The organism is Oleiphilus sp. HI0123 (assembly GCF_001635315.1).
In genome coordinates this window covers 1-4,394 of the sequence record NZ_LWGE01001096.1, presented here as the reverse complement: position 1 = coordinate 4,394, position 4,394 = coordinate 1, and the positions used below count along the sequence as shown (strand labels likewise).

Annotated in this window: 2 protein-coding genes, 1 tRNA gene and 1 pseudogene; 1 reads left to right on the top strand and 3 read right to left on the bottom strand. The window is 42.0% G+C overall.

Features of this window, described 5'->3' with window-relative positions; translation table 11 throughout:
* Positions 1–441 (bottom strand): annotated as a pseudogene (locus A3761_RS10810) (hypothetical protein); the annotation flags it as partial.
* 271 nt (positions 442–712) lie between these two features.
* On the opposite strand from A3761_RS10810, the gene A3761_RS10805 reads away from it, so the two are divergent.
* Positions 713–789: transfer RNA gene (locus tag A3761_RS10805), tRNA-Met, on the top strand.
* Here the strand turns inward: A3761_RS10805 and A3761_RS29010 are convergent.
* Complete coding sequence (locus tag A3761_RS29010; protein ID WP_369808219.1) at positions 746–2,335, bottom strand: recombinase family protein; 1,590 nt, start codon at positions 2,333–2,335, stop codon at positions 746–748. The genes A3761_RS10805 and A3761_RS29010 overlap by 44 nt on opposite strands.
* A 533-nt stretch (positions 2,336–2,868) precedes the next feature.
* A partial coding sequence (locus tag A3761_RS10795) for a recombinase family protein (RefSeq protein WP_068750204.1) occupies positions 2,869–4,394 on the bottom strand: 1,526 nt, incomplete at its 5' end.

Here is a 4,394-nt window from a genome sequence, read left to right as displayed (position 1 = left end):
CCCTACAACCTTGCTATCAATCACAATAGGCAATACAGCCAGCGAACGAACACCGTGAGGCTCGGCATTGCGTTTCACTTCAATAGGCATGAGCGAGTGATAGCGCTTGATGTCACGACTAACCAAAATTGGCTCTCGGACACTCTGAGTCGCTCCTAGAAAATCCACCATACTCACTGTGCGCAGAATGACAGGCGCTTCTTTATCAGCTTTACGCTCAGCTTCGCGCAAAGTATCAATCAGATGAGCGTTAGAAGGCGTTTCCGTCAAAACCGTCCACACATGCTCGATTTCGAACTTTTCCTGCACCAGCGACACCAGCGCCATAAAGAAGTCCGAACAACGAGTAATGTTCATAATCGCAACTTCTATATCGAAGAGGTTACGAGCGATTATTTCGTTACGCCTCGCGGTCGCAACGAGGTCATCAACTGAGGGCATCCAAGAATCTCCGGCTTGGGATAGGTATAACTAAGACATCTGTATATTGTAGTTTAAATCGCTTCCTCTGTAGAAGCATAACGCAATTTTATCGCGGCAATTGGACTCAGATCATCACCAGACAGTGAATTCACCCGCCACCCGCATTAATTAACACATAAAAATCCGTTTTTATTAAATAAGATGGAATTAGGCTTGACGGGAAGCACATCGATGGATAGTATACGCGCACATTGATTGAGGCAACAAACCTTGATCAAGACGAGATTGATGCGGGGTGGAGCAGCCTGGTAGCTCGTCGGGCTCATAACCCGAAGGTCGTCGGTTCAAATCCGGCCCCCGCTACCACACCTACAGACCCAGTTGCGTTTAACGATGCAACTGGGTTTGTTTTTATATGGGCATAAATTTCTGAGCCTTCTTTGTTAATCTCGACTTCTCTCAAGATATCTTTTAAATAATCTCTAGTTTCATTAGTACTATTTTTTCTCGACTCTTGTAGCTCGAAAGCCCAGGCTTTGTATAGTTTTTTAATTACCGACAGCTCTGGTAATTCAGTTTCTTCAGACTCTTGAGATAACTGTTCGTTGATTTGTATCTTTTCAAATTCAGCAGATTTGAGTTTCTCGGCTATCGACCCGGATATTCCGATTGCCCCTATTGCCTCAATATATCTTTCTATCTCTTTATCGAGCTCATCTATTCTTTGAAGCAATGCTTTCCTGGAATCACCTTTCCCAGCAGAGAGTTCATTTAATACCTTAAGCGACTCAACATACGCAAACTCGACCAATTCATCACTTTGTAGCATGTCCTGAATTTCAGTAAGTAGCTTCTGTTCGGTTTCTTTGCGATTAACATTCACGCCTTCACATATTGAAGGACCTCTGTTCATTCGGTTTGAACATCCGTATGAGTGAGAACTAACAACCACAATGGGAGCGCCACATTTACCACAAGACATTAAGCCGCCCAATAATGATCTAACACGCCCCCCCTTTCCTTTTATCCCACCTTTATATCGAGACTCTTTAAAACGTGCTCTTACCTTTTCCCATAGTTCTTCGGTGACAATGCGTAAATCTTCTCGCTCATTAATACTCCACTCTGATTCCGATCTCTCTATACGAACACGCTTTCCAGAATCCGGATCCTTAGTCCACTGAGATCGATTCCAAATATGACGACCTCTATAGAGCTCATTGTTTAATAAACCAGAGCCTTTAGCGGGGCTGCCATACAAACCAGATATTCCCCAGCTGGAACCGCGAGGGCTCTTAATTTTCTTCTCATTCAACTCGCAAACTATGCTCTTGCATGAGCGACCACCAGCAAACTCTTCAAAAATCCAATTCACCCATTCAGCAGCATCTGGATTGATCTCTATATTTGAACCCTGTTCAGTCTTAATGTTTTGATATCCGAATGGAGCAGCTCCTGCAGCAAAGCCTCTTGAAACTTGTCCAGACATACCTCGATGGGTTTTCTTTTTGAGGTCTTCCAGATACATTTCATTGATGAGTCCCCTCATTCCTCGCACGAGCTGCCTACCTGATTGCTCTGAATCATAGCCATCCGACAACCCTAAAATTCGAATACCTCGATGCTCTAGACGCCTTACTACTGTCTCTTGTTCTACAAGATCGCGACTAAGTCGATCCAAACTTTCGAGTAGCAGTATTTCAAATTTATTAGCCATAGCATCAGCTAAAAGCTGAACACCACCAATTCGTTTAGCCACAGGAACAGAGCCAGATACACCTTCGTCCCTGTATGCATTGAGTAGTTGCCAGTTTTCGAAATCTATCCTTACATTACACAAACGAATTTGATCATCTATTGATGATTCACTTTGCTTGTCTGTTGAATAGCGTGCGTAGACAACCACTTTCATTGAACTGCCCCTTATTCTTGTAGGTATTTAAGAAAATACTCTAGCACAGTATCTATTCTTTAGGTGTTTGTGGAGATAATCCACCTTGAATATTAGAAAGTCAGCCCCAAACAACCTTTATATATAAGGTCTAATCAACAAAAAGGGAATAACATGAAATTAACTGAAAAACATAAACAAATTGCCGCTTTTATATGCCTATGTGCAGCATGCTTCTTAGTTCCAGTAGCCGTAAACATCAAGATAGTTCACCCTGGATTGATAACTACGCTATCTACAGCATGGGAAATGACTCAAATCAATTTCTTGGGAGGAGTTGTTTTCGGAGTGTTCTTTCTAGTTGTGCTATCAATTTTCATGTTGGTGGTGAATGGCATTTTCTCTTCCATAAGATTTTTAGCTGGGTATGGTAGCGAGTCTTTCTATGAGTTCATTTGGCGCATAACTAGATCAAGATTCAACTTTTAGCGAATAGTCCTTATATTAGCCTAGGGCGTGACAGCGCTAGGCTAATACATTGAAAATCAATCGATTCAGTTCAATCTATAAGATTCATAGCGATTTGATTTAGACGTCGCGTAAATTTCGGTTCCCACCTTATTTATTTCAATCTCACCCAAAAAGCCCATTAAGCAGCGCCTCACTTTGCTAATATCCTTTTCCATTGAGTGCGGCAAACCATTAACCTTATTCTCATAGAGCCTTTTCACTTCTTTGTATTTAGGAAGCTCTATGTCTTTCTGCTCTTGAGATAGTTCTGCTTTAATTTGAGACTTCTCAGTTTCAACAGACTCTAGTTGAGCAAGCAAAGAATCAGAACTTCCCATCTTTCCAATTGCTTCGACATACCTATCAATCTTCTTATTTATTTCCTCAAGCCTTTTTGACAAGCTAGCTCTGTCTGATCCTTGATTATTTAAACTCTTATGAATCTCCTTGGTTGTTTTGTCATAAACCAAGTTTATTAATTCATCACTCAGCAAGCCCCTTTTAAAATCTGACAATAAATTCCGTTCGGCCTTCTTTCTGCTCACATTTACACCGTCACATATTGAAGAGCCTCTGTTCATACGGCTTGAACATCCATATGAATGGGAACCAACGGCCACAACTGAACCACCACACTTACCGCACGTCATTAGACCACCCAACAACGATCGAACACGACCACCTTTACCTTTTATTCCGCATTTATATCGTGATTCTTTAAATCGAAGCCTAACTTTCGCCCATAATTCGTCAGAGACGATGCGTAAATCCTCTCGCTCATTAACGCTCCACTCTGATTCCGGTCTCTCTATACGAACCTTCTTTCCGGTATCATAATCCAAGCGCCACTGAGCTCTATTCCATATATATCGTCCTCGGTAACGCTCATTATTCAATATACCTGAACCCTTCTTAGGGCTACCATACAAAGCAGAAGCACTCCAACTACTCCCCCTTGGGCTCTTAATCTTCATCTCATTCAACTCATACACAATACTCTGGCAGGAGCGACCGCTGGCAAACTCTTTGAATATCCATATCACCCATTTAGCAGCTTCTGGATTAATCTCAGTATTCGAACCATGTTCGGTTCTAATATTCCGATACCCAAATGGCGCTGCACCAACAGAAAACCCTCTTGCGACCTGACCTGACATTCCTCGATGTGTTTTCTTACCTAAATCACGCAAATACTGCTCGCTCATTGCACCATGCATTACTCGCTTAATATATCGACCAGAATCCTCGGTATCATAACCTTCATTGACAGCTATCACTCGAATACCGAGCAATTCCAATTTATTGATTGTTTTTTCCTGGTCGGCAAGGTTTCTAGTGAAACGATCCAACGCTTCAATAACTATCACGTCAAAGCAGCCTGATTTTGCATCTTGAATCAATTGACCTGCGGCAAGTCGGTATTGAGTTGGAACGGACCCACGGCATTCACCATCTTGATAGTTTCTAGTGAGCTCAAGACCATTTTCATTCATCCATTTCTTACAAATACGCTCTTGATCAGCTAATGAAGTTGGGTTTTGCTTATCGCTAGAGTAGCGAGTATAAATAG